Annotated in this window: 55 protein-coding genes; 54 read left to right on the top strand and 1 reads right to left on the bottom strand. The window is 32.2% G+C overall.

Annotation, left to right across the window (positions count from 1 at the left end):
* Positions 1–3 precede the first annotated feature (3 nt).
* The 45 genes from DWX00_RS12900 to DWX00_RS12710 all read left to right on the top strand — a co-directional run bounded on the left by DWX00_RS12900 (position 4) and on the right by DWX00_RS12710 (position 17,230).
* Positions 4–231, top strand: coding sequence for a hypothetical protein (locus tag DWX00_RS12900; RefSeq protein ID WP_118595471.1), 228 nt, complete (start codon positions 4–6; stop codon positions 229–231).
* 1 nt (position 232) lies between these two features.
* Complete coding sequence (locus tag DWX00_RS12895) at positions 233–1,411, top strand: hypothetical protein (RefSeq protein WP_118595470.1); 1,179 nt, start codon at positions 233–235, stop codon at positions 1,409–1,411.
* A gap of 15 nt (positions 1,412–1,426) precedes the next feature.
* Complete coding sequence (locus DWX00_RS12890; protein WP_118595469.1) at positions 1,427–2,050, top strand: hypothetical protein; 624 nt, start codon at positions 1,427–1,429, stop codon at positions 2,048–2,050.
* A 68-nt stretch (positions 2,051–2,118) separates the two neighbouring features.
* On the top strand, positions 2,119–2,313 hold the full coding sequence (locus tag DWX00_RS12885) for a hypothetical protein (RefSeq protein ID WP_118595468.1): 195 nt from the start codon (positions 2,119–2,121) through the stop codon (positions 2,311–2,313).
* A 12-nt stretch (positions 2,314–2,325) separates the two neighbouring features.
* Positions 2,326–2,646 carry a hypothetical protein gene (locus tag DWX00_RS12880; protein WP_118595467.1) on the top strand — a complete coding sequence of 107 codons (321 nt, stop codon included), beginning with the start codon at positions 2,326–2,328 and terminating at the stop codon, positions 2,644–2,646.
* A 3-nt stretch (positions 2,647–2,649) separates the two neighbouring features.
* Positions 2,650–2,823, top strand: coding sequence for a hypothetical protein (locus DWX00_RS19700; protein ID WP_158578854.1), 174 nt, complete (start codon positions 2,650–2,652; stop codon positions 2,821–2,823).
* Positions 2,824–2,876: 53 nt separating this feature from the next.
* Positions 2,877–3,080: a hypothetical protein gene (locus DWX00_RS12875; protein ID WP_118595466.1), complete on the top strand. Its 204-nt coding sequence runs from the start codon at positions 2,877–2,879 to the stop codon at positions 3,078–3,080.
* Positions 3,081–3,082: 2 nt separating this feature from the next.
* Entirely contained in the window at positions 3,083–3,430 is a 348-nt protein-coding gene (locus tag DWX00_RS12870; RefSeq protein ID WP_118595465.1) for a hypothetical protein, read from the top strand.
* 43 nt (positions 3,431–3,473) lie between these two features.
* Positions 3,474–3,653 (top strand): hypothetical protein, encoded by a 180-nt coding sequence (locus DWX00_RS19490; protein WP_147398263.1) that lies wholly within the window; start codon positions 3,474–3,476, stop codon positions 3,651–3,653.
* A gap of 49 nt (positions 3,654–3,702) precedes the next feature.
* A complete protein-coding gene (locus DWX00_RS12865) occupies positions 3,703–4,308 on the top strand; it encodes a hypothetical protein (RefSeq protein WP_118595464.1) in 606 nt (201 codons plus the stop codon).
* A gap of 33 nt (positions 4,309–4,341) precedes the next feature.
* Entirely contained in the window at positions 4,342–4,536 is a 195-nt protein-coding gene (locus DWX00_RS12860; protein WP_118595463.1) for a hypothetical protein, read from the top strand.
* Between the two features lie 28 nt (positions 4,537–4,564).
* A complete protein-coding gene (locus tag DWX00_RS12855; protein WP_118595462.1) occupies positions 4,565–4,762 on the top strand; it encodes a hypothetical protein in 198 nt (65 codons plus the stop codon).
* 23 nt (positions 4,763–4,785) lie between these two features.
* Entirely contained in the window at positions 4,786–5,130 is a 345-nt protein-coding gene (locus DWX00_RS12850) for a hypothetical protein (RefSeq protein ID WP_118595461.1), read from the top strand.
* Between the two features lie 188 nt (positions 5,131–5,318).
* Positions 5,319–6,221, top strand: coding sequence for a recombinase family protein (locus tag DWX00_RS12845; protein ID WP_118595460.1), 903 nt, complete (start codon positions 5,319–5,321; stop codon positions 6,219–6,221).
* A 28-nt stretch (positions 6,222–6,249) separates the two neighbouring features.
* The gene (locus DWX00_RS12840) at positions 6,250–6,537 is read left to right on the top strand and encodes a hypothetical protein (RefSeq protein ID WP_118595459.1); all 288 of its coding nucleotides are present in this window, start codon (positions 6,250–6,252) and stop codon (positions 6,535–6,537) included.
* 58 nt (positions 6,538–6,595) lie between these two features.
* Positions 6,596–6,820 carry a hypothetical protein gene (locus DWX00_RS12835; protein WP_118595458.1) on the top strand — a complete coding sequence of 75 codons (225 nt, stop codon included), beginning with the start codon at positions 6,596–6,598 and terminating at the stop codon, positions 6,818–6,820.
* The gene (locus DWX00_RS12830; RefSeq protein WP_118595457.1) at positions 6,802–7,020 is read left to right on the top strand and encodes a hypothetical protein; all 219 of its coding nucleotides are present in this window, start codon (positions 6,802–6,804) and stop codon (positions 7,018–7,020) included. The genes DWX00_RS12835 and DWX00_RS12830 overlap by 19 nt, the downstream gene beginning before the upstream one ends.
* A gap of 31 nt (positions 7,021–7,051) precedes the next feature.
* Positions 7,052–7,390, top strand: coding sequence for a hypothetical protein (locus tag DWX00_RS12825; RefSeq protein ID WP_118595456.1), 339 nt, complete (start codon positions 7,052–7,054; stop codon positions 7,388–7,390).
* Between the two features lie 27 nt (positions 7,391–7,417).
* On the top strand, positions 7,418–7,612 hold the full coding sequence (locus DWX00_RS12820) for a hypothetical protein (RefSeq protein ID WP_118595455.1): 195 nt from the start codon (positions 7,418–7,420) through the stop codon (positions 7,610–7,612).
* 36 nt (positions 7,613–7,648) lie between these two features.
* Positions 7,649–7,954 (top strand): hypothetical protein, encoded by a 306-nt coding sequence (locus DWX00_RS12815; protein ID WP_118595454.1) that lies wholly within the window; start codon positions 7,649–7,651, stop codon positions 7,952–7,954.
* A gap of 29 nt (positions 7,955–7,983) precedes the next feature.
* Entirely contained in the window at positions 7,984–8,115 is a 132-nt protein-coding gene (locus DWX00_RS20320; RefSeq protein ID WP_279220418.1) for a hypothetical protein, read from the top strand.
* Positions 8,112–8,264 carry a hypothetical protein gene (locus DWX00_RS19695; RefSeq protein ID WP_158578852.1) on the top strand — a complete coding sequence of 51 codons (153 nt, stop codon included), beginning with the start codon at positions 8,112–8,114 and terminating at the stop codon, positions 8,262–8,264. Before DWX00_RS20320 ends, DWX00_RS19695 begins: the two co-directional genes overlap by 4 nt.
* Before the next feature lie 94 nt (positions 8,265–8,358).
* Positions 8,359–8,565 carry a hypothetical protein gene (locus DWX00_RS12810; RefSeq protein WP_118595453.1) on the top strand — a complete coding sequence of 69 codons (207 nt, stop codon included), beginning with the start codon at positions 8,359–8,361 and terminating at the stop codon, positions 8,563–8,565.
* 2 nt (positions 8,566–8,567) lie between these two features.
* A complete protein-coding gene (locus tag DWX00_RS19690) occupies positions 8,568–8,735 on the top strand; it encodes a hypothetical protein (RefSeq protein ID WP_158578850.1) in 168 nt (55 codons plus the stop codon).
* A 258-nt stretch (positions 8,736–8,993) separates the two neighbouring features.
* Positions 8,994–9,197: a hypothetical protein gene (locus tag DWX00_RS12805; protein WP_118595452.1), complete on the top strand. Its 204-nt coding sequence runs from the start codon at positions 8,994–8,996 to the stop codon at positions 9,195–9,197.
* A 35-nt stretch (positions 9,198–9,232) separates the two neighbouring features.
* On the top strand, positions 9,233–9,490 hold the full coding sequence (locus tag DWX00_RS12800) for a hypothetical protein (protein ID WP_118595451.1): 258 nt from the start codon (positions 9,233–9,235) through the stop codon (positions 9,488–9,490).
* Positions 9,491–9,627: 137 nt separating this feature from the next.
* Positions 9,628–9,852 (top strand): hypothetical protein, encoded by a 225-nt coding sequence (locus DWX00_RS12795; RefSeq protein ID WP_118595450.1) that lies wholly within the window; start codon positions 9,628–9,630, stop codon positions 9,850–9,852.
* 112 nt (positions 9,853–9,964) lie between these two features.
* Entirely contained in the window at positions 9,965–10,252 is a 288-nt protein-coding gene (locus DWX00_RS12790; protein ID WP_118595449.1) for a DUF5983 family protein, read from the top strand.
* 264 nt (positions 10,253–10,516) lie between these two features.
* Positions 10,517–10,912, top strand: coding sequence for a hypothetical protein (locus tag DWX00_RS12785; RefSeq protein WP_118595448.1), 396 nt, complete (start codon positions 10,517–10,519; stop codon positions 10,910–10,912).
* 29 nt (positions 10,913–10,941) lie between these two features.
* Positions 10,942–11,175 carry a hypothetical protein gene (locus DWX00_RS12780; protein ID WP_118595447.1) on the top strand — a complete coding sequence of 78 codons (234 nt, stop codon included), beginning with the start codon at positions 10,942–10,944 and terminating at the stop codon, positions 11,173–11,175.
* Positions 11,163–11,366 (top strand): hypothetical protein, encoded by a 204-nt coding sequence (locus DWX00_RS12775; protein ID WP_118595446.1) that lies wholly within the window; start codon positions 11,163–11,165, stop codon positions 11,364–11,366. The genes DWX00_RS12780 and DWX00_RS12775 overlap by 13 nt, the downstream gene beginning before the upstream one ends.
* 54 nt (positions 11,367–11,420) lie before the next feature.
* Positions 11,421–11,639, top strand: coding sequence for a hypothetical protein (locus DWX00_RS12770; protein ID WP_118595445.1), 219 nt, complete (start codon positions 11,421–11,423; stop codon positions 11,637–11,639).
* 103 nt (positions 11,640–11,742) lie between these two features.
* Entirely contained in the window at positions 11,743–12,036 is a 294-nt protein-coding gene (locus DWX00_RS12765) for a hypothetical protein (RefSeq protein ID WP_118595444.1), read from the top strand.
* A gap of 40 nt (positions 12,037–12,076) precedes the next feature.
* On the top strand, positions 12,077–12,556 hold the full coding sequence (locus DWX00_RS12760; RefSeq protein ID WP_147398262.1) for a hypothetical protein: 480 nt from the start codon (positions 12,077–12,079) through the stop codon (positions 12,554–12,556).
* Between the two features lie 2 nt (positions 12,557–12,558).
* Positions 12,559–12,822, top strand: a complete 264-nt coding sequence (locus DWX00_RS12755) for a LexA family protein (RefSeq protein WP_118595442.1) — start codon at positions 12,559–12,561, stop codon at positions 12,820–12,822.
* Positions 12,819–13,004: a hypothetical protein gene (locus DWX00_RS12750; RefSeq protein WP_118595441.1), complete on the top strand. Its 186-nt coding sequence runs from the start codon at positions 12,819–12,821 to the stop codon at positions 13,002–13,004. Before DWX00_RS12755 ends, DWX00_RS12750 begins: the two co-directional genes overlap by 4 nt.
* Before the next feature lie 47 nt (positions 13,005–13,051).
* Positions 13,052–13,354 (top strand): hypothetical protein, encoded by a 303-nt coding sequence (locus tag DWX00_RS12745; RefSeq protein WP_118595440.1) that lies wholly within the window; start codon positions 13,052–13,054, stop codon positions 13,352–13,354.
* A 129-nt stretch (positions 13,355–13,483) separates the two neighbouring features.
* Positions 13,484–14,488 carry a tyrosine-type recombinase/integrase gene (locus DWX00_RS12740; RefSeq protein WP_118595439.1) on the top strand — a complete coding sequence of 335 codons (1,005 nt, stop codon included), beginning with the start codon at positions 13,484–13,486 and terminating at the stop codon, positions 14,486–14,488.
* A 57-nt stretch (positions 14,489–14,545) separates the two neighbouring features.
* Entirely contained in the window at positions 14,546–15,511 is a 966-nt protein-coding gene (locus tag DWX00_RS12735) for a DNA cytosine methyltransferase (RefSeq protein WP_118595438.1), read from the top strand.
* Positions 15,512–15,580: 69 nt separating this feature from the next.
* Complete coding sequence (locus DWX00_RS12730) at positions 15,581–15,880, top strand: hypothetical protein (protein WP_118595437.1); 300 nt, start codon at positions 15,581–15,583, stop codon at positions 15,878–15,880.
* Positions 15,881–15,890: 10 nt separating this feature from the next.
* Complete coding sequence (locus DWX00_RS12725) at positions 15,891–16,073, top strand: hypothetical protein (RefSeq protein ID WP_147398261.1); 183 nt, start codon at positions 15,891–15,893, stop codon at positions 16,071–16,073.
* A gap of 78 nt (positions 16,074–16,151) precedes the next feature.
* Positions 16,152–16,373 (top strand): hypothetical protein, encoded by a 222-nt coding sequence (locus tag DWX00_RS12720; protein WP_118595435.1) that lies wholly within the window; start codon positions 16,152–16,154, stop codon positions 16,371–16,373.
* 44 nt (positions 16,374–16,417) lie between these two features.
* Complete coding sequence (locus tag DWX00_RS12715) at positions 16,418–16,819, top strand: hypothetical protein (RefSeq protein ID WP_118595434.1); 402 nt, start codon at positions 16,418–16,420, stop codon at positions 16,817–16,819.
* A gap of 25 nt (positions 16,820–16,844) precedes the next feature.
* Positions 16,845–16,997: a hypothetical protein gene (locus tag DWX00_RS19685; protein WP_158578848.1), complete on the top strand. Its 153-nt coding sequence runs from the start codon at positions 16,845–16,847 to the stop codon at positions 16,995–16,997.
* Positions 16,998–17,014: 17 nt separating this feature from the next.
* The gene (locus tag DWX00_RS12710; RefSeq protein WP_118595433.1) at positions 17,015–17,230 is read left to right on the top strand and encodes a hypothetical protein; all 216 of its coding nucleotides are present in this window, start codon (positions 17,015–17,017) and stop codon (positions 17,228–17,230) included.
* A gap of 135 nt (positions 17,231–17,365) precedes the next feature.
* Here the strand turns inward: DWX00_RS12710 and DWX00_RS12705 are convergent, their stop codons facing one another.
* Complete coding sequence (locus tag DWX00_RS12705; protein ID WP_118595432.1) at positions 17,366–18,541, bottom strand: IS110 family transposase; 1,176 nt, start codon at positions 18,539–18,541, stop codon at positions 17,366–17,368.
* Positions 18,542–18,828: 287 nt separating this feature from the next.
* Between DWX00_RS12705 and DWX00_RS19485 the strand changes: the two genes are divergently transcribed.
* From DWX00_RS19485 to DWX00_RS12665, 9 genes are read left to right on the top strand one after another with little or no spacing between them, the layout of a single operon-like run.
* On the top strand, positions 18,829–19,041 hold the full coding sequence (locus tag DWX00_RS19485; protein WP_147398260.1) for a hypothetical protein: 213 nt from the start codon (positions 18,829–18,831) through the stop codon (positions 19,039–19,041).
* Positions 19,042–19,065: 24 nt separating this feature from the next.
* Positions 19,066–19,467: a hypothetical protein gene (locus DWX00_RS12700; protein ID WP_118595431.1), complete on the top strand. Its 402-nt coding sequence runs from the start codon at positions 19,066–19,068 to the stop codon at positions 19,465–19,467.
* 25 nt (positions 19,468–19,492) lie between these two features.
* Positions 19,493–19,726, top strand: a complete 234-nt coding sequence (locus tag DWX00_RS12695) for a hypothetical protein (protein WP_118595430.1) — start codon at positions 19,493–19,495, stop codon at positions 19,724–19,726.
* Positions 19,727–19,942, top strand: coding sequence for a hypothetical protein (locus DWX00_RS12690; protein ID WP_118595429.1), 216 nt, complete (start codon positions 19,727–19,729; stop codon positions 19,940–19,942).
* Positions 19,943–19,993: 51 nt separating this feature from the next.
* The gene (locus DWX00_RS12685) at positions 19,994–20,320 is read left to right on the top strand and encodes a hypothetical protein (RefSeq protein WP_118595428.1); all 327 of its coding nucleotides are present in this window, start codon (positions 19,994–19,996) and stop codon (positions 20,318–20,320) included.
* 39 nt (positions 20,321–20,359) lie between these two features.
* Positions 20,360–20,623: a hypothetical protein gene (locus tag DWX00_RS12680; RefSeq protein ID WP_118595427.1), complete on the top strand. Its 264-nt coding sequence runs from the start codon at positions 20,360–20,362 to the stop codon at positions 20,621–20,623.
* Between the two features lie 30 nt (positions 20,624–20,653).
* Positions 20,654–20,833, top strand: coding sequence for a hypothetical protein (locus tag DWX00_RS12675; RefSeq protein ID WP_118595426.1), 180 nt, complete (start codon positions 20,654–20,656; stop codon positions 20,831–20,833).
* 57 nt (positions 20,834–20,890) lie between these two features.
* The gene (locus DWX00_RS12670; RefSeq protein ID WP_118595425.1) at positions 20,891–21,142 is read left to right on the top strand and encodes a hypothetical protein; all 252 of its coding nucleotides are present in this window, start codon (positions 20,891–20,893) and stop codon (positions 21,140–21,142) included.
* Between the two features lie 35 nt (positions 21,143–21,177).
* A complete protein-coding gene (locus DWX00_RS12665; RefSeq protein ID WP_118595424.1) occupies positions 21,178–21,432 on the top strand; it encodes a hypothetical protein in 255 nt (84 codons plus the stop codon).
* The last annotated feature ends 7 nt before the right edge of the window (positions 21,433–21,439 follow it).

Raw genomic sequence — 21,439 nt, 5'->3', positions numbered from 1 at the left:
AAAATGAGTATTGATGAATATAAAATGGAATTAGAAGAGGCGAAACTTTATATTTCTCAATTAGAAAATGAAAATACTAGAATCAAAATTTCAAACAAATCGCTTCGCAATAACAATCGAGCGTTATTAGAAGGAAATAAGAAATTATCAAGACATGTTGAGAGATTGAGAAAAGAAAGAAATGAATTAAGATATCTCGTAGAAAAATATAATACAGTGGAGGTAAAATAATATGATCAAATTTACGATGAACGCAAAAGAACTCAAAACCATGATGGATAAAGCAATGACGGTAGTAAATAAAAAAGCATCTGTTCCGAGCCTTAAAAGATTATATTTCTCGATTGACGATAAGGGAATTTTAAAAATTCTTAGTACAGATATTGAGCATTATGTTGAAGTAAGAACAGAAAATACGTACCATACAGAACCTGGTATGTTCGGAATCGACATTGAAGATATTAAAATTATTTCAAAAATGTCAGGAGAAATTACCATAGAAGATATCACATCAGATAAAGAAGAGAAAATCAATATCAAGTGTGGCAAGAAAAATGTTTCTATTCCACGATTTGAAAATACAGATGTTTCTCTTCCGGTATTAGATAACGGAGAAAACATTCTGGATGTAAAAGAAAACTGGTTATCTGAAACAATTTCTAATTTGTCAGTATTTGTGGCAAATAGAGAAGAAGTTAATCGGATGATGAGCGTGTTCAATTTTAATACAAAAGAGAAACGTGTAGAAGCATTGTGGAACTGTATGATCGGAATGCGACAGTTAGAAGACGATATGACTTTTAAAGAAACAGAAAATCCGTTTGAAACAGTAAAACTGCATTGCAGATGTGTTCCAGTGTTTAAGAAATTATTGGACAAAAAATCAGAAAGGAAAGTCATTATTTCTCAGAACGATAAGTATGTAAAAGTAGAAAGTGAAAACTTTACATATATTACAAAAAGAATTGATGGTGAATACTTCAAAGTAAATCAGATGTTGTCGGATGAATGGGATTATAAATTTACTGCAAATGCAAAAGAGCTATTAGAGGCAATGAAGTACGACGCAGACATTTTGAAAGAATCGAAATTGCCAGTTACATTTCATGCAGAAAATGGAAATTTATACTCGTATGCAAGTACAACGAGATATGAAGCTTTTGATGAAATCGAAGTCAAAGAGAAACCAGAAAAAGATTTTTATATTGGCTTTAATCCAAATTTTCTTGTGGATGTAATGAGTATCGTAGATTCTGAATACCCGATTTTCTATGGGACAAAAGAGGTTTGCCCGTGGATTATTAAGGGAGATACATATAGCTTCTTGATTCTGCCAGTTAATATTAAAGATGTAAAGGTTAAAGCTGAAAAGAGAATTGCAAAATATATTGAGATGAATAAGACAGCATAATGGAGGTAGAACGGAATGGTAGAAATTAGAATTGACAACACCGGCGATGGAACATGGTGGTTATACAATGATAATGATGTGTGGAAAGATTATTGTGGGTGTGACAATTTTGATGAACAGGTGGTTCTTACTGGTAATGGAAATTGTAAGAAATATACAGATGCCGAATGGTATCAAAAGGCAAAAGAAGTAATAGAGGATATTGATTGTTATGAATTATATCCTGAATATACATCCGAAGAAGTAAATGCAAAATTAAAGGAGCTTTACGATAAATGCAGATGTACAGAAGATATTATAGTTGATGTATTACGATTGCTTTATCCAGAAGATGCTTTTAAAGACGGAACAATTAGAGGTTATTGTCAAGGTGATTGGCAAGATTACATTGTCAAGGGAGATGTGGATACAGATTTACTTGAAGCAATGTATTTTGGAAAGATTTCTGATATTACCGTAACAACTGATGAGGAAAATTTTGGAGATATAATCACTCATGATGAATTGTGGAGAGCAGAAAGAGAAGAGGGGTTAAAAGAATTTTTCAAAAACAGATATGAGCTTGACAAGGATGAAGAAATTCACATCTTACAGGCAGACGGATATAAGCAGGTGGTTGATTGGAAAGAAGTTATATAAAACCAGTTGAAAGAACGATTTTCAAGAACAAAAGATGGAGAAATGTATAAATAGAAAGGAATAAAAATATGAAAGAAAAGGATATGAGAATTTGTCCAGTGTGTGGAAAAAAAGTAGAAAGAAATGATATGAATTTTACAAGAGACTGTCACGGAATTACTTTTAGATTGGTATGCTATGATTGTTGGGAGAAATTAATGGAAAAAGGATATGATGGTCAATATTATAGCGAAGCAGACGAATGTATTGATGAAGACTATTAGAAGGTGAAAAATATGATTAGTACATTGGAAAGAGATAATAGCATTGAAGGAATTTTATTTAGAAAAATGAAAGAACTTCCAGATTGGTATGGTCTTACAAGTGTAGGATTTGTATGGCATGGAGAATGGAACGATCCTGAGATTGAATATAAAGGAAAGCGAATCAATGCAACAATTGTTGAAGACACAATGTGGGAACGTTGGATTCATGATGATGATGGAAGATTAATTGACGGAAGAGAAAGCGATGAAGACGGATTTAAAAAGTTTATGTTAGACAACAAAGATGAAGTTTATGAGTTAATTGAGTTAGCAATGGAAAGTGAGGAATGAATTATGCCAACAAGAGAATGGTTTGCGACAACAAATTATAAAATGAGTTACGAAGAATACATCAAATGTTACTGTCCGGAATGCAAAAGAGAAAATTGTATTCACAGAGATGCATATAGAAGGCTACCAGAAATTGATGGTGGTCTTGGATTATGTCCGAATTTAAAAAGAGAATAATAAAGGGACAAGAGAAATCTTGTTCCTCATTTTTATGAAAAGGAGAACTTGTGATGTTACGGTATGGAGAAAAATTAGATTTAGACAAAAATCTTTGGGACGCAATCGTCACATATATGAATGATGATATTCGAGAAGATGTGCATTTCGATCTTGCGCCATGTAGTGAAGAAGAATTCCTCGATGAATACGTGAAGAGAGATCCGGAATTTGAAAAACTGTTGCATGAAGAGTTTGGAATTGAAATGGATGTATAAACATGGCTAAAGGAATGAGTCTTGAAGAATTTAAGGCTGCATTGTCAAGCGATGCAACAATTGAAAATGAAAAATTAAAAACAGAACTGCAGGAACTGAAAAAGAAGTCGGAAGCAGAAATAACAGAATTAAAAGAGAAAAGTGAACAGTACGAACAGTTAGGAAGAAGATGTTTTGTTCAGACCAGAGGTGTAATGTGCATGAATTGTGGCGTCGAATGCTGCGATTATGCATTAACCTGGGAAGATTGGGAGGCAATTATAAGTTATATGCAGAAAAATAAGATGCCACGAACACCAGAAACGCATGAAAAAGTAATAAAATTCATGCATGACAGAAGAAAAAATTGATATTAAAATGCGTGTTTCATTAGAAAGGATAATGTGAATAAATATGGAAAGAGTAACATTGAAGCATCTTGTAGCAAGATATAAACAAGATAAAGAATTTTTACAAACACATCCTGAAAATAGAGAATTATTAGAAAAAAGAATAAGAAGACATGAAAAGGATATTGCAGAATATGTAAGTAGTGATTCATTTCAGATGATATTAAATTATTATAATATATAAACAAGAAATTCGCATTTACGATGACATATGAAAATGGAGGAAAATAGACATGTTTTATAAATATAAGTGTGGAAATGAAATAATTAGAGTGTTTGTATGGAATGATGATTTTCATAATGAAGTATCAGTTGAAGATACAAAAACACAAAAATCATATGATCGTACAATCAGAGAAGATGAAAATGGAAAATTCTTTACTTGGAATCGCAACACAATTTATCTCAATGATTGGATTAAGATCTCTATGAAAGAATTAAAAGAGAAAATTGAAAATGGAGAACGGATTACTTCAGATGATTTATGCCAAGCTATCATGACCGACGGGGTTGAAAACGTGCGATTTATTGCTCCGTTGAATATAAGATGTGGTTTTGGATTTTTCTTAAATGGAAACGAATTTAAAGACACATTATGCAAGGTGGAAGAAAGATGGAATAGAGAAATTAAACAGAACTACAAAATTGTTCTTATACCTGTTGAATCAGATGACAGTGTTGCAAATAGTGCCGATTATTATACAGAGGATTTTGTTTCATTGATTAAATGTGGGAATATTAAAATTGCAGAGACACAGAAACTTATTCATCAAGAACAATCAAATGAAGATTATTTTGAAGGTGTAAATGATTATTTTGACGGAACAATGGGCGTTTAAAACTCGCATTTCAACAGAAAGGACGATAAAGATATGACATATGTAAAAAATAAAAACGGGTTTGAAATTGGTGATTGGGCAACTACAATAAAAAAGGTTGATAGTTGTGCAGGCTATTTCGAAAAAGGAACAAAAGTTAAAGTGATTGGAAAATCATACAGAGGATATGATTTGGAAGATGAATATGGAAATAGGGTAATTGAAACAGGATATGACAGTATCGGTTGAAACTAAGATTTTAAAAGGAGTAAAGAAAATGAGAGATTTAAGACCAGGTGATGTAGTTCATTGCCAAGGAATTGTATGTACAATTAAAGAGATTGTATGGCAGGAGCCGTGGGAATGGAGAGAAGCGTATTACTTAGAGTTTCGTGATACAAACGGAGTTTATAGGTCGTGGAAACAGAATTACGATGGCGGATTTGCGGATCTGATGGAAATAGAAGCAGAATGATTGTGTGAGAGAAGGAAAATAATATGAGATATCTAACATTTTATTCAGAATATCCGATTTATGAACCAGCAGAAGGTGGTTATTATTATGCTGGAAATGAGGTTACTAAGTCAAATCGAATGTCTAAGCGGAAATGTAGAACTGAATTTGAAAAGATCTGGAAGGAATGCTTGAAAGAAAACAGAGAAAATGGATTTAAAGATGATCTATCAAATTATAAAGAGATCACGCAATTTTATATTTATCCATGGATTCGTTTAGGAGATACAGAAATTTGCAGAGAAGGATATTTAATAGGTGAAGGTGAAAGTATTGTAATTGAACGGAAACTTGGAAGTCAAAGAAAAGGATGGGAGCTTTATTGTTAAGAAATAGCAATTTCAAAGGAGAAAATAATATGAAAACATGGTGTGTTGGTTTTGAAAATGAAGAATTAGGTATATCTGTAGACGCAAAAACAAAGGAACAGGCAGTGAAAATTGCGGAAAATCCTTGTAACTGAAAAGAAGAGAAAAGTATTTTCTGTATATGAATTTCAGGAAAGGAGATAGTTTTTATGAAAAAGAAATATTACGCAATTACAACGGAAATGGTTTTTAAGAAAACGATATTAGTCCCAATTGAAGAAGTAGCAATATATATACGTGTAAGCACACTCGATCAAGCCCGTGAAGGATATTCTTTAGATGCACAAGAAAAAACGCTTAGGAAATGGTGTGAGGAACGGAAATATAATGTTTATGATTTGTATGCAGACAAAGGAATTTCAGGGAAGGATATTGAACATAGACCAGATATAAATAGATTATTATATGATGCAAAAAATGGGAAATTTGATTTAGTTTTATTTTGGGCACTTAGTAGATTTACAAGAAGTGTATCGGATTTATATTCGACAATGGAAAAATTCCAACAATGGAATATATCTATGGTTTCATATACTGAAGCTTTTGATACATCTACTCCAATGGGTAGAGCAATGATTGGCATTGTTGGTGTATTCGCACAGCTAGAAAGAGAATTAACAAGTGAAAGAGTTAGTGCAGCTATGGCAGAGAGAGCCGCACAAGGAAAACGTACTTGTTCTGAAATATTAGGATATGATTTAGATGGAAAGGATTCATTTAAAATCAATAAAAAAGAAGCAGAATATGTGCGTTTTTGTTTTTCTGAGTATTCGTTAAGAAAAAATTTATCAGAAGTTGCGAAAGAAGCAAGAGAAAGAGGATTTAAAGGTAAGAGAGGCAAAGTTCCAACAGCTTATAGTGTTCAAAAAATTCTTACACGAACACAATATTGTGGGTACAATATTTTTTGTGGAGAAACTTATAAAGGAAATTTTGAGCCAATTATAGATGTTGAAACATATAATAAAACTTTATCGTTACTTAAACGACAAGGGAAAAATGTTGGTAGGAGAAGAATAAAACCATTAATAAAAATTGAGACAATGAAATGAGGATTTACTAGGAAAGAGAGGTTTTTATATGAGAGGAATACTAACAGATAGCATTCAAGAAAAAGCGGTGGCATTCTTGGATAGAACAATTTCACAAAAGGAACTTAGATTATATCCGTATATAGACTATTCAATAAAAAATGCATGTCAAGGATGGAGCTATTCAAAAATGGATGAAGAAGAAATTGAAATTCTAAACAGATTATACGATGAAAGACATATTATTTATTCGCCTGAAAAAATAATTGTAACTAGAAATTTTTATAATTATATGCAAGATGTATTAGCGATGGGATATGTTGAAGAATTTATTTAGCCATAAGAAACGATGATTTCAGAAACGAAAACGGAAAGAGAAAAGAGAGGAAACAATTATGGAAGATAATGTTGTCTGCGTGATTGCAACAGAAAAGCATACTGGATTTATAAAAACATGTACAAGCTGTGATAGAGAGAATGCAAATCATTATACCAAATATTATAGAAGTATAGGTTATAATTCTCGAACTGTAACTTATGAAGAGCTTGAACAGATCCACGAAAAAGAGAAACAAGAAATTGATGATCGGAGGATACAAGAATGGTTGTTGGCGATTTAGTTTATAATGATGATTTTGATTGTAATTGTAATTATGATATTTATGATTGCTCAGACGGAAAGCAATATGGTGATGGAGCAGAATTGATTTTTTGCACAAAAAGAGACGGTTTTAATAAACCATTGGATCGTATTCTTGATATGAAAATAAAGTATATCACAACACAAGATTCTACCATTGTAATAGAAGCAGCTAAATGAAACGTAGATTTCAAAATTAGGAGTGATAGAAATGAAATATATAGAAACCGAAAATCTCCTTTATGAAATAGATTGGGGAAATGGAAGAAAATTCAAATGCAATTCATATTGGAATGATGATACTTCTTTTGCATTGGACATTGGTGATGGAGAGTTGATTGATAAAGATGGAAATTCATATTTTATCCACTGTGAATACAATTGTGATAATGGAATATGGTATTATATTTTTGAAATATGGTTTGAAAATGATAGTTGTAATATTTATGACATTCCGGAGACTAACAGAAGCGAATATCTTTCGGAAACAGAAATTGAAGATCTACGAGGAATTATTTATAACTTATGCAAGGATAAAATAAATCTATGAAAACAAATTTATGTGGAGGAAAGCAATATGAAAGTATTTTATTTAGCACAAGAGAATTTCGGATGTGTTGTCTATGCAGATAATGAAAACGATGCATTTGAAAAAATGAAATGTCAAAGAAAAGAATTATTAGAAACTTTAGGATTGCCATTAGATATTACACGATGGGGAATTGAGGAATTTACACCGGACTTATATGATGGTGTCTTATGTTTTTATTAGAATGAAATAGAAAATTCAAAATTAGGAGTGATGATAATGAAAAGAGAAACGGCAGAAAAAATTGTAAAAAATTTTTTTAATCAGATGAACCCTGAAATGTGGAGCGGAAATGGAAATAGACCAATATCATTTGATGACAGAGCTTGGCAATATCCATTAACAAACGAAGTGAATCTTGAGATTACATTTGTTAATAACGAAGAAGATGGGTGGTGTCATTATTGTGATTTAGTATACGCATCTGACAATGTTTCGTTCGATATGTTAAGCGGGTATGGAATTGATTCCGTACAGAATATTATTGATACAGTGTTGGATTTATGCAGAGATTATGAGTTGTAATGAAACGGAAAGTATCAGGAGGAAAACATTTGAATAAGGAAGAAAGTTTGGCTTTTTTACAAAATTGTATAGAGAAAGTAAAAAGAGCAACAGCACAGGATATTCAATTCTATAAAGAAGTTTATGACAAAATATTTAAGAACAAAGGAGATAAAAAATGAGAGGAATTACATGTGCATTAATTAGTTTGACATGTTGGTACATGGGAAGCCATATGTCAAGAGTTAACTTGACAATTAAAGGAGCTTTAGCACTTACAGCATTTGGTATGCTGCTGTGTGCGATTGTATTTATGGCGTTTGGAATATAATTGAAACGGAAATTTCATTAAAAAAAGAGAGAATAAATATTTAACGGAACGATTTTCTTTATTGATTGTTGACATGAATTGGAGGTTGACTACTATGAATGAACTTGATAAATTATTAGTAGAAGTCGATAAAATTGAAGACGATGATAAGTGGTTAGAAGCAGAGCATGATACAGTCCAACAATATTGTGAAGATAAAAATTATGAAATGACAGAAGACGAAATGGAAACCATTCGATCGAGAGGATTGGAAGAGTCTTTTGAAAGTTGGATAGAATTTAAAGAAATGATGGAGGAATGATTATGAAGAAGTATAGTGTGACATTTACAACATATGAAGAATATGAAGTAGAGGCAGAAAATGAAACTGAAGCACTTAGAATAGCGGAAGAAAAATTGGAATCTGATAGATGTATTCCAATAGCAGATACTCATTATGATGAAAGTGATGTTGAAGAAATTGAGGAGTAAAATATGGAAGGATATATCTTAGATGAATGCAGAAAACATATTCTAAAATTTCATAATATGTCTGATACAGAGATTTATAATTGGATGTGTGATAATTATAAAGGATGTAGAGATTATGAAATGATACGGAGATGCAGTTTCGTAATATTTAAGGAAAGCAGGTGACGAAAAAGTTATCTGCTTTTTTAGTACAACAAGACAGAGAATAATAAGATAGGGTTTGATAAACTAATAAATTAAAAGATTGGAGGAATTGAAATGTTTACAGAAGAATATTTTTCAAAATGGTTTGATATTATTTCAGAACATGATGCAAGAACATTATGGAATGATGGAGATAGAAGTTTTCTCGTATTGAACATAGAAGATGGCACAGATAGATATGCAGATTGCTTTGAAAATTTTGAAGAAATAAAGAGAAGTTTTCCTGATGCTTTATTTGGATTGGACAAAGTAAAATAGCAATGAAAACTTCTCATAAAAAAAGGAGTATGAATATGTTTTATGACGATGATTTGATAATTGGTAGAGTTCCTAAAAAGGTAAAAGAAAGAACAAAAGAAAATATGGAAGTATATAACATGACGTTATATGACGCATTTCAAGAAGCCACTAGGGAATTTGCAAAGACCGGAACAGAATTATGGAAAGCATGGTACTATGATGATTTTAGAAAATTTATTCCTAGTGTATATAATTCTGAATATTTGGATTTTTCGAAATATCCATTAAAATATGCGAGAATAACACAATGAAAAGCACATTTCAAGGAGGTTCTATTTTATGGTTATGATAAGGCAAAGATGTAACAAATGTGGAAGACATCTTTATTCTGCAAATAACATGCGATTTTGTATATGGTGTAATTTGATTCATGAAAAGAGGTTTGATTATGAATAATATTGATAAACAGAAGGAAAGGGCAAGTAATACAGAAGAATTATTAGATCATTTGATTGAAATCATTGAAAACAATGATAGTAGATTTTCGCTTGAATGGTCAGTAGGTGGCGAAACAATTACAATGGAAATTTATGATAAATTAAAAAATATTGGTTATGCAGCGAAGATTTATCCGATTGAATATGATGAGAATGATGAACCAATTAACTTATAAAATATTGCCAGAATAAAATTAACGAAGGAATCATACAAAATAGTGTATGGTTCCTTTTTGTTGGAGAATAATAGAAAAATGAAACAAGGATTTCAGAAGGGAGAATCAAAATATGAAAACAAATGAAAGAAAATATCTAGAAATTAGCACGGCACATTTAAAACAGAAAACGTTTGAAGGACTCAATGCCATGGAGCCACCATATACTTATGAATATGAAGAAGGTGTTTTTATCAGTGTACCAGCTCAAAAAGAAACTAACATCAGTGATATGCCAAAAGATTTACGGATCTTACTTCAGTATGCATGGATAAATGGAATTGACTTGATCCGAATGGATAGAGACGCAGATGTTATTGATGACATTCCGGTGTATGACTGGGAAAAAAGAAGCGAATGACGAAAAGTTAGCAGAAAGAATTTGCTCATGTTTGTCAGAATGTATATGATGATGAAGAATATAGAAATAAAACAATTAAAGGTCTTATATTGGCGTTCGAATATGATGATATGGAAAAATTGAAATTAGTATTGAACTTACTATGTGGACGGATCGAAAATATGGAGAACGTATATATAAAACAAAGATAATACATAAAAAACGGAGATTTAAATAGTATTATAACACAGATAAAACCAAATATGAAAAAGTGGAGGTTATTATATGCTATATACAAAAAGCGAAATTAAAGAGCAAGTATACGAGGATTATATACAAGGAACATTAGAACTAGATGCATATTATTTTGATTTTGATGTTTGTGGTAAGAAAGGCATGTTACTTAAAGCATATGCCGATATTCAAAATACAATTAACAGTGATGAAGTTGTATTGTTACATAATGTGTCTTACAAAGAGAAAGGCGGTTATGTTGAGGTAACTGGAGATGTGGATAATCATGATTTTGATGAAATTTATAATGAGATGTATGAAGGTAATTATAAAGATTTTCTAGAAAGCTACAATGGAAAAGAAAAAGAAACAGGATTATATAGATTACTTGATTCATCATATAAAAATGGAAAAATTACTGGAACAAAATTGCACTTTATATTATAGAATTATTTTTATAACGGAGGACTAAATGTATGTATACATATCAATTTTGTTATGATGAAAATGTAGATGGCTATGGGTCGATTCAGTTTTGTGCAACAAGTGAAAATGAAGCACGAAAACTATTCACAGAATGGAAACATGATAATAAATATAACATTCCAAAATGTGATGTAAGCATTATCTACAATAAAGAAGATCAAGAAGAATATGGCGATGATTATATTGACCCAAGAAACGGAGATAAAAAATTATGGCAAATTTAACACATTTATTCAAGGTAAAACAAAAAGTTAAGTATCATGATCCAGACACAGGTAAATGGCATAATGGAGAAATAAAAGAAACACACTCAGATCATGTAATTGTAGATATTCCGGATATTTCAGATCATTGCTGGTTCGAGGAAGATTTGAATTTGGAATATCTTTATCCAGAATATAATTTTGATGTGTAGAAACAGATAACTATATGTTGTCTGTTTTTTAATTGCAGAAAAGGAGAATAGATTATGAGACAGTCAGATTATACAAAACATAGAGCGTTATCACGACATGAAAGTTATGTAAAACAAAAAGTAAAGTGGAGAGATAAAGCAATTGAATGGCAAGCAGATATGTACAATCAGAATTATTCGATCGAAGAATTATCTAATTGGAACGATTTCTTTGAAAAGAAAGGACGGATGTATGGGCTGCTTGTAGAATTTAGAGAAAACGGAATTTGTTAGGTGGTGAATAATATGAAAAGAATGTGGAATCTTCCAGACGGTTCACGGATTGAAATTGCTATGAAAAAAGTTGAAAAATAATTATCAGAAAGGCGGTATAAATATGGTTGATTGGTTTGGACGATGGACAGAGGAAAAGGATTACTCACAATATCCGAAAGAGAAATGGTGTGATTATGATCGAATGGCAGTATGGATCAGAAAACAGGGATATGAACCTAGAACTGAAATGGAAAATTTAATTACAAATATTTTTTCGTTCTATGAATCTGAAATTGAAAATCATGTTAGTGATTACGATACTGAAAATGGAAATTTTGATGGAACGTATACAGAAGCAGCACAAGCTTACGTAATGGATAGTGGCGGTCTAAGCGAGTTTGATTATGAAGTATAAGACAGAAGAGGTTCAATATATAAAAGTGGAGGTAAAGAATATGAGAACAGATAAGAAGTACATGATGATTGTAACAGAAGAAGATGACAGATACGATGCAGAAGATGGTTATGATTGTGACTTTTATGCAGATCATCCATGGGAAGGGAATTTAATTGATATTGTATATGGCAACAACATTGATGAGTTACGGGGTAATGGCGAAAATGAAGGAATGTTTTATATGTTATATTTAGCTGAAAACGGAGAGAGAATTGGTTATGGATGTATTGATTTTGACGCCATCGAAGAAACAATTTCGATATCTGAACTAGAAAAATGCAAAGATATGAACACTACCTGGACAAAAGATGATATTATAAATGCATTGGTCGAAGGTGATATAGAACCAACCAATGTAAATATTGCAAAAGTTATTACAGCGGATTTTGTTCAAAATTTCAATGATAGAGTTATTGAGCTTGGAAATGAGATGATTTCGTGGCAGGTTAGTGATGTTTTTAAAAAGAAGGGAGAATAATTATGGTAAATAAATATGATAACATACAGGACACAACAGATAAAATCTATGAATTTTGCAAAGACTACATTTTTGAGCATGGTTATGCTCCGTCTTATGACGAGATTGGAAAAGGTGTTGGAATTAAAAGCAAAGGCACTATCCATTGTAATATGCATAAATTATTGAAAGAAGGTAGAATTGCAACAGATTTAAAAGAACTTGCGTCCAGAGGGTTCCGTATTTCTGGTTATATTATCATGCCGATAGGAGTAGATAAAAGATGAGTAAGACAAGAGAAACACCATGTTTATACTATATTTGCGCAGGACAATGTAGTAAGGGGAGAGAAGCAGATCACCATCATTATTGTCAACACTGTGATAAATATAGGCCACGAGCAAAAGTCCGACACATCAATCAAAAGAAAGAGAAATTGGATAAAATCAAAAAAGAGGAACGTTATTAACCGGTACAAAAATGTGCCGGTTTTTTGTTGCAAAGAAAGGAGAATATATGAAAAGAAAAACGTTCAAGGAATATTGTCAAACGGATGTGTGTAAGTTCGAGAATTTGGAAAAGAAATGGAACCCAGCACAAACAAATATAAGAAAGAAGTTGATTAGGTATGTAGAACTATATGGATATGATTTGTCGGAATCAGATATGGAGTTTATCAGGGAGTGGGTGATTGAAAGTGCTTACAATGTTTTGAAATTAAATCATCAATTCGATGAAGAATTTAAAAGCCAAAACAAAAATATGGAAATTTCAAAAGAGGAGTTAGAGCTGATGTTTCCGTCATACATTTTTGAGTAGTTAAATTTTAGGAGGAAGATATTATGTCACTTGAATATGCCGTGGGATACTATGGAACATTTGTTGCAATTGGGGTCATTATTATTATAATTATTGCTGCGATTGCCGATTTATAATTGGAGGAATAAAATGAATGAAAAAGTCCAGACAGGCTTAGAGGAAGAAAAACTTAAATATAAACGAAAAATCGAAAACATTATGAAAGGGAAGTCTAAGAATCTACAAGACTTCCTTTTATATATGCATGATTTATCAGAAAAGACAAAATATGTTTACATGTGTGATGTATTAAAATTTCTACAGTTCACAGGAAAAGAAAAAGAAGAAGATCTTGAACTGAGAGATTTTGTATCCTATATGGCAAAAATACAAGATAAAGACAATGGATTAGAAACAGTTTCTTCTTATCAAATTGCAGTTTATTCTGCACTAAAACTTTTTTCAAAATGTATGTTTGCATATAAAATTTTTTCGAAAAATTATATGGAAGAAATTACGAAGCCAAAAAAGAGAGAGCAACAGAGAACAATAGAAAGAAGAGAAAAGAGTTATTTGACTCCAGAAGAAACACAAACGTATCTTTATAATGTAGACCATAAGCTAACAGGGAAAACAAGGAAACCATCAGCCATTTGGTCACAAAGGGATATTGCAGTTATAAAACTTTTCCTTTCTACAGGTGTACGTTGTGCAGCATTATCCAATATGGATATAGAGAACTTAAATATGGATAAAGGAACTCTGATTGTAACAGATAAGGGAAAGAAAGTTCATACATTCATTTTAATTCCAAAAGTTTTAGATGAATTGCAGAAATGGTTGGCATACAGAGATCAACTTGTAACAGTACGCGATACACCTGCTCTATTTCTTGGGAAAACCGGAAAGAGATTGTCAACAAGTGCAATTTCAGATATTACAAAAAAATATGCTTGTAATATAAAAGGAAAAACAATTAGTCCACATAAACTAAGGGCAACATATGGTACTACATTGTACAACGCAACGGGTGATATTGTGCTTGTACAGAAAAATTTACATCATGCATCAATTAATACAACGCTGTTATATGTAAGAGGAATGGAAGAAAAAGCACAAAAAGAATCTGTAGAAATCATGAAAAATATTATCTAATCATCAACGAGGCGGTAGACTTCCTGTTTACCGCCTCATATAAGAAAGGAAATTATTATGGTACAAATTTTAGAACTATTCGGTGGAATTGGAAGCCCACGGTGCGCATTACGGAATATCGGTATTCCTGTTAAATCAATTGATTATGTCGAGATTGACGAAGCAGCAGTCAGATCATATAATGCAATGTTCGCAAAAGATCTTCCGTATAAAACGCAAACAGTGGTCGGATACAATCTTCGTCCAGATATTCTGATACATGGTTCTCCTTGCAATGATATGTCTGTTGCTGGACATCAAGGCACAGCTACCAGAAATGGAAGAATAAATCATGGAGCTGGCGCAGAAGAAGGGTCTGGAACAAGATCGAGTCTTATGTGGGAAACAATTAATATTATTAAACAGATGGGAGAATGGAAACCAAAATATGTGATTTGGGAAAATGTTAAAAATGTCAGAAGTAAATATATGGTACATAATCACGACAGATATATGGAAGAATTAAGTAAACTTGGATATACAAGTACATATGAACTATTAGACGCAAGAGAATTTGGTCTTCCACAAGCAAGGGAACGCTACTTTACAGTAAGCTGTTTGGACGGAAAGAAATTTGATTTTTCTGATCTAATCCGGATGCCGATGAGAGATATACATAGCTTTCTGGAAAAGAAAGTTGACCCAGTATATGAAGTGACACAGCCTAGCATTTTGGAATGCATTGGTGCAACTGGAATTAGAAGAGCGACAGTTATCAATGATTATGCTTATACAATCACTACTCGCCAGGATCGGACACCGGCGCAGGTGATTGACTTACATAACGGAAAGTATAGGTATCTTACAGAAAGAGAATGCTGGCGACTTATGGGATATACGGATCAGGATTATGAAGCAGCTGCATCTGTCCAACAGAAACGAGGAAGATATAGAATGGCATTATATAAACAGGCTGGCAATAGTATTTGTGTTCCGATATTTGAAAGTTTGTTTAGAAAAATTTTGTTGGGTGAAACTGCATAGAAAAACTATGTTATTGCTGAGGAATATGATATAATATAAATAATTATATAAAAGTTGGAGGAAAATAGAATGGGAGAATATTATAATACAATTATTTTAAGACATGCTGAAGGATCTTATACGAAAAAACAGTTCAAAAATTACTCTGAAGGAGATTGTATTTATGGACCCAATACTGATCCAGAAGAATTAAAACGATGGACATACGATCAGCTCAATGAAGCAAAAGCAGAATTGGCAAAATATAAATGTACATATGACGAGCATCCTGATTGCGTTGATGTAGAAGAATATGCACTTGAATATTGTGACATAAATACAGATGGAGAATTTGTGAATGGTTCAGATTACGATTTAGCGGAAAAATAGGAAGTATAATATGTTAAAAACTATGGGTTATTATGAAGAAAAACATATTTATACGCATGAAGCAAAAGAGACAAAGAAATGTCCAATGGGATGGGATCAATCATGTTATAGTTGTGTGCATTGTTTTCCTGGACATTATGAGCGACCTGATGATTATGATGGAAAAGACGTTTGTATGGAATGCAAACGATAGTTTTAAAAGAGAAATGGGATTGTTACAAAGACAGTCCCATTTTCGTCATAATGGAGAATATAATATTGAGGTGATTATATGAAATATCCAAAAGAAATATATTTGGACGGTTATACATATGTACAAATGTACGAACATGAAAAAGGTGGAATGTATTATCATTCAAAAGAAAATCCAGATCTAGTTACGAATACTTGTATAAGTCTATATCCAGATGGAAAACTTACATTTTTATGGAATGGAATTGAACAAAATTATGGAAAATATGACATTATAAATAACAGAAAATTTGAAGAATAATAAAATGAAACCAAGTTTTCTTTGGACGGAAAGGATAATTAAAAATGACAAAGCATAAATATAGCGTATATGGAGTTTTTCAAATGGACGGCTCATTATTTAGCGGTACTTGTGTATCGGATGATATTGTTAAGGTAATAGAAATGTTTAGAGAAAAAGGGTATTCTATATGGAATATCGAAAGAAAAGAACAAGTAAGAGTTAATGAACAAATTGGAATACGAAATATAAATATTTTAGGTGGATATTCTGCCGATTGGAATAATAAAAACAATATATATGGTTTATACAAACAGATAATAAAAAATAAGCCAGATGCAATTGACAAAATAAATACTTTAGACGAAGCAAAACAAATCTTGAAAATGATTACTGAAAACATATATATTAATGGAAAAATATATGAATCGTTGGATAAAATTTGTAAAAAACAAGAGGAAATCTAGGTTTACTACGGAAGGAATAGTTGATATGGAACAAACTTTTTATATTGGAATGAAAATTTGCGATTATTATACAGTTTATATAAATGATGATGGATATGAACAAAAAGAAATGGTTCAAGAAGATGAAATTGATGGATTTATACATTGTCTAAAAGTTTTAGGATACGAGGAAATCTAAGTTTCAGGAGGTATTTAATGGATAAATGTAAATGGTGCAATACAGAACTATACAAAGAAGAATATTATGGAGACGCAGCCTTTGATATGGAACAACCAATAGAAGAAGACGATTATACACGTTTGTCCATGTTGTGGAATTCTAAAACAAATAAATTTGGGTTATACGCAGGTGGAGAAAGTGAAGCAGTTGCAAATATTAACTACTGCCCTAAGTGCGGAAGAAAGTTATGAAAGATCGAGGTGACAAACTATAAACAGTCAAGAGAATTTTGAAATTTTTTTGAATTGTAAAAATGGGTAACTTTAATAAGCCATCTGAATACATCGTATTTCAGATGGGAGAAATTAGTATTAATCCACTAGAGATTAACGAAGTTTCTGTGCATTAAAGTCGATATCTTGCCTCTCCAATGCGTAGATGACTCTAATAAGCTTTTTGGCTACATGAGTAATGGCTACTCGATGTGGTTTGCCTTCTCCGCGTTTCTTGGCATAGTAAGTTGCAAATGTCATGTCAAAGCGGATTAACGGTAGACAACAATTGATAAGTGTGTAGCGGAGCTGGGATGATCCACGCTTAACCATCTTACCTCCGTGAGATTCAGTACCAGATTCGTTGATTCCTGGTTCTATTCCAGCAAATGCAAGCATTTGTCCTGGATTAGTGAAGTTAGATATATCGCCGTATTCAGAATAGATTACAGCTGCTGATAATGGTCCGATTCCAGGAACTGACATATAGTGAGGATGTACTTCTTCAATTAGTTTGTTGATTTCTTTTTCAATGGTATTAATCTCTTTTACAAGGGATTTGTATAAAGATAAAAGACTGTTCAGCTCTACATCAAAAATAGAGTTATTTACACCAACAGTATTGGCAGCAAGTTCTTTTAGTCGTAGAAATTGCTGTGGTGAAAACTTCCCCCGGGATAAGGAACGTAGCTTTTCATAAGAGGCTGAGTTCATACGAGCCATCTTTTCAGCAGAACCATAGTTTTCAAGCAGATAAAGAGCAGTTTTGGATAAGCGTTCATTAAAGAATGGTTTAAACTCAGGGAATGTATGATCTAACACATTTGTGATTTTAATAAGATAGAAAGAACGCTGTCGGATAAGTTTATCGCGTAAACGAGTTAATGACTTTAAAGAGTAAGCGTGGTAAAATCCTTTTGAATGGGGTTTGTATTCAACAGTCATTAACCAACGAGCTATTGATTCGCAGTCAACAGAGTCGGTTTTTGTACGCCTAAGTGTTTTTGATTTCTTGTATTCACTGATGAGAACAGGATTTACTTCCATGAAGGTTAGGAGAGAATTTTCAAGGAAGAGTTCAAGATTGAGAGCATAATGGGCAGTTGATTCAAACCCTATTCTTATGTCTGCAGGATTTGCGAGAGAATGAATGATTGTAAGCAGTTCATTAAAGCCGGCTTTATTGTTTTTGATTGTGACTTTAGAAACTACTTTTTGATCAGCTGCAGAAATGATGCAGCAATCATGTTTGTACTTGGAAATATCAATTCCAATAAAGTACATTGACATAGGTTTATACCTCCTGATAAATATTTTGAGCACTGCTGTCTTCCACAGAGAATTCGGCTGTGTAATCACGTAAATAAAAACGTCGATGCGTTAACAAACTGATTAACAGTAATAGACGAAAAGCTGTGGTCTGAGTCACCTCATACCAGTCAAAGCTGTAAAGTTATAGATACAGATCCACAGTGCCTTTTCAAAATATATCAGAGATGGAAATAAATACCCAGTGTTAACTGGGAGAAAGGAAAAATCCAATTACCATCTAAGATAATTGGATTATACGTGATGTTATGGAATATGCAATCGCATATAATGATAAATCTGGAAATGGATTCACCAAAACAGAGCCATGGATTTTAGATGATTTTGATAACCGAAAGGAATGTATAAAGAAAGCGAATGAGTTGATCATATCTGGTTATAAGAATGTAACTGTTTTTAACTATGATGAATCGGTTCCAGAGTGTATTGATTGGGATTATGTAAAACAGCATCAAAATTAATATTTGAAATGGAGGAATAATGTTATGCATGTGAATATCTTTGATACAAAAACAGACGAAGAGCTGATATTGCTATATAATCAGTTTCTTGAAGCAGAAAAAAATGGTGCATTCCCTGATAACACTGAGTTAGCAAAAATTAAGAGGGAATATGAAAAAGATTTTGGAGCAAAGACAACATTAATGCTGCAAATTGAGTTAACTCATGTAATAGCAGATAGATGGTTTAAAGAACACAATAAACGTGAAATGAAAGAGTTATATATTGTTGAAGATGTTCCAAAATATCTTGAGGATAACTCATCTTATAAATATGTTGTAAAAGCAAACAATTATGACGAAGCAATAGAAATGGTAAAGAATAAAACTGGTCATAATATTGAGTGGGATGCATCACTCGCCGATAATGATGATGTTTGGCAATAAAATTTAACTTTCAAATGGTGATAATATGGAAAAATTGAAATTGTACAAAGTGACAAAGGCAAGTTCAGATGGTACATTTAATATTGGTGATATAATTTGGCTTTCTAATAATGAAGATTTAAATAGTTGCAAAGGCTGCGGATGGCTTCCGAAAAGTGAGTGGGATAATCCTGGAAGTAACGATTTTGAAGTTGAAGAATGTACCGATTATTATTTAGACGTGACCGATCGGAGTGAAGAAGTAAGGAGAAAAGTTTAGATGATATATCTGATTGCATACAAGGAAAAAGATGGAAACGATTTTATGGGTCAGCCTTATATTCTAGGAGATTTTAATAATCTTGATGAATGTAAAGCGAACGCACAGCAGCTTATCGGAGATGGGTATTGCTATGTTACGGTATTCGAATGTGAAGAGAATGCGCCAGAAGAAATCTCGTGGGATTATGTAAAAAGAAACAAAATGGAATTTTGAATATGAAGTATGAAATGACGTTTTCATGATTATGGAAAGCAGGTGATATAAATGATTAAAGTAACTGGTAACGTAATGAAGTCGGAAATCGCAAACGCAATTCAACATTATAATAAAGCACCAATTTATGCATATTGCGAGGATTTACCTCCATTTACAGAGTGTTATTATGTAGATAGAAATGAAGGTACAGTACAAGAGTTTTGTGGTTTTGTTCTACATGATTTGATTGAGAAAACAAAAGATGGCGCAATTTCAATGATAGTGATTTATACTAATGAATCAGACTTGGAGAATATTGGAGTTTTTGAGGATTATGCAATATCAAACTATGAGCATGGCGGATATGTAGGAACTGTTGTATTAATGACAAGGTAAATGAAAAATTGCTTTCAAAAGGTCAATGGAGATGATTATATGAAAAGAATTAAAATGAAAAATAATACAACAAAATTTGTGTGGGATGGAGATAACTGCGTAGATAAGTACACAGAGCTTATAGAACAGTATTATTACGACTCAAAAGAAGAAAGAATGGAGCATAAAAAAGAAATGGAATCAAATGGATGGAATGATTCTGGGCAGGTTAAGGAAATGGTAAGTGGTTCTTTAATGCCGGGAGCAAAAAATCCTCCCGTACATGTTTGGTTCGGAAGTTATTATAAAACAATTAGAGAGTAGATGAAAGACTTCACTAAGGAGGTGTAGATTATGAGAGAATCAGAAGTGAAAAATATTATAGCTGTAGAGATTTTAGATAAAATGAATGACCAAGGAGGAGCTTCTGTATTAAGAGAAATTTTATTTAATCCAGAAAATAAAATTGATTGGGAAAATATTGGAAGTAACGCTATTCAAAAGCATATGCCAGAATTAAAAATGTTTGGCTAATCTTTGCAATTATAGAGAGATGATGAAAGATTGTTTTCAGAAGGCAGGTGAAATGTTGTGACTGAAGCAGATATTAACAAATATGTTGTCGAAGAAATGGGATATGCAGAAGAGCAAGAAGATAAAATTGCCATTAGGCTTGATTTATCAAATGGAGAATCTGTAGAAATCTGGTTTGACGAATATAATGATTGTTATACCTGGAGCAATGCCTCCTATGGATACGAAGATACTTATGCAGTAGTACAAGATATTTGCGAATGGCTGGAAGATAATTTATTAGAAGTAATCAATATAGAAACAGTATAATAATTAATATAGACAATAAAAGGAAGAAACAAAATATGGATAATATAATTTATATGCTTGACATTCCGTTATTTACATATGATGGATATGCAGATGTGATGGAAGATGGAACTCAGTATCAAGCACTTGAATGGAAACTGATTGACATGGAAAAATATAACGGAAAATATGTTGTGGTTGGTTTTGATGGATCGTTGAGAATTTATGAAGCTGAAGGCGAAAAATTGTTTGAAGGTTCATTACTTGATTCAAAAGATTTTGTTTGGCATCTGAAAAATAAAATTAAATAAAAGGAAG

The organism is Blautia sp. AF17-9LB, from assembly GCF_003479185.1.
Taxonomy (GTDB): Bacteria; Bacillota; Clostridia; order Lachnospirales; family Lachnospiraceae; genus Fusicatenibacter; species Fusicatenibacter saccharivorans.
The sequence above is the reverse complement of the archived record's forward strand: the minus strand, read 5'-3'. Positions and strand labels throughout refer to the sequence as shown.